Annotated in this window: 3 protein-coding genes; all 3 read left to right on the top strand. The window is 59.1% G+C overall.

What is annotated here, in order from left to right:
* Positions 1-299 (top strand): SMC-Scp complex subunit ScpB (locus tag FD715_RS21870; RefSeq protein ID WP_147115240.1); only part of this gene is annotated, 299 nt, incomplete at its 5' end.
* 363 nt (positions 300-662) lie between these two features.
* Positions 663-959 carry a hypothetical protein gene (locus FD715_RS21865; protein WP_147115237.1) on the top strand — a complete coding sequence of 99 codons (297 nt, stop codon included), beginning with the start codon at positions 663-665 and terminating at the stop codon, positions 957-959.
* 27 nt (positions 960-986) lie between these two features.
* Positions 987-1,208, top strand: a 222-nt coding sequence (locus FD715_RS22660) for a hypothetical protein (protein ID WP_189799608.1), incomplete at its 3' end; no start/stop codon positions are given.

Below are 1,208 nucleotides of genomic sequence, written 5' to 3'. Positions count from 1 at the left end.
GCCTGTCCGAGCGCGACCTCGCGGTGCTCGCCGCCATCGCCTACCACCAGCCGATCACCCGCGACGGGCTCAGGGAGATCTTCGGGTCCGAGATTTCCCGCGAGCGGATCGGCCGGCTGGCGGTGCGGGATCTGATCGCGCCGGGGCCGCGCGCGCCACGCCGCGGGGCGCCCTACACCTATGTCACCACGCCGGGCTTCCTCGCGGCCTTCGAATTGGCGGATCTGCGGGACCTGCCCGAGGCCGAAGCGCTGCGCGATGCGGGGCTGGCGGGGGCGCCAATACCAGACAACGAATAGAGCGGGTGAACTACGCCTTGGGCGTACGACCAAAAGCAGAAAACATCGGTGCCCCTGATGAGGTTGCATAGCTTGGTCAGTGCTCGGCCTTTCGAAGCTTCAGGATGGCTGAGGTCGCAGGATGCGACGAAACAAGGAAGGCCTACCACATATGCCTCGTTGCGAGCGCTTACAGAGCCCTTGCATATATGACACATCGCTAAGATTTTGACGGCGAGCCCGGGTCTTCTTCTTACTCTTATTAGCTTTTCGTGGTTTGCCAATTGACAAGAGTTCTGGATATTTACCGATGTCCGCTGGGCCATTTTGGTATGATATCCCTCATGTGGCCCCCAATTCGATTATTGGGAAAGAGTTTGGTGTATGTTCAAAGCATTGTCTTTCAGCGCTCTTGCCCTGACCGTCATCTGCCAGCCTGCTTTTGCGAATGGCGTCGGCGAAAGCAGTGCCTACCAGTTCAGGAGCTTCAACGAGCGCCAGGTGGGTCTGAATAGCGAAGCGACCCGATTGAATTTCTTGCAGTTCGACCGCGGCGTCGGCAGCAGTTTTGGCCTCGGTTCCCAGATCGGGAACACGATCACGATCGATATTGATGGCGATGGCGACAACGACATCACCCTCGATCAAGAGAACCAGGGCGACCAGTCTACGGAAGAATGAGGGGCACCTGTTCGTGCGCGTTCCAACATGAAGAAGCTTGCCCTGTGTTTCGCACTGGCCGCGGCGGGATGTGCGCCTCTGGCGGAGCAGGCCTCGCTGCCGAGCAAACCGTTCGCCGGCCCGGTCCCGATCAAGACATCTACGCCCGCAGATGCTGCGCTTGAATGCCTGTCTCGCATGCCGGAAGTCCGCAACAGCAAGAAAGTCTTTGCTGTTCACATCATCAATGACCGCACGCAGAAGTATTCG

The sequence above is a fragment of the Tateyamaria sp. syn59 genome (genome assembly GCF_007995245.1).
Classification (GTDB): Bacteria; Pseudomonadota; Alphaproteobacteria; order Rhodobacterales; family Rhodobacteraceae; genus Tateyamaria.
The sequence above is the reverse complement of the archived record's forward strand: the minus strand, read 5'-3'. Positions and strand labels throughout refer to the sequence as shown.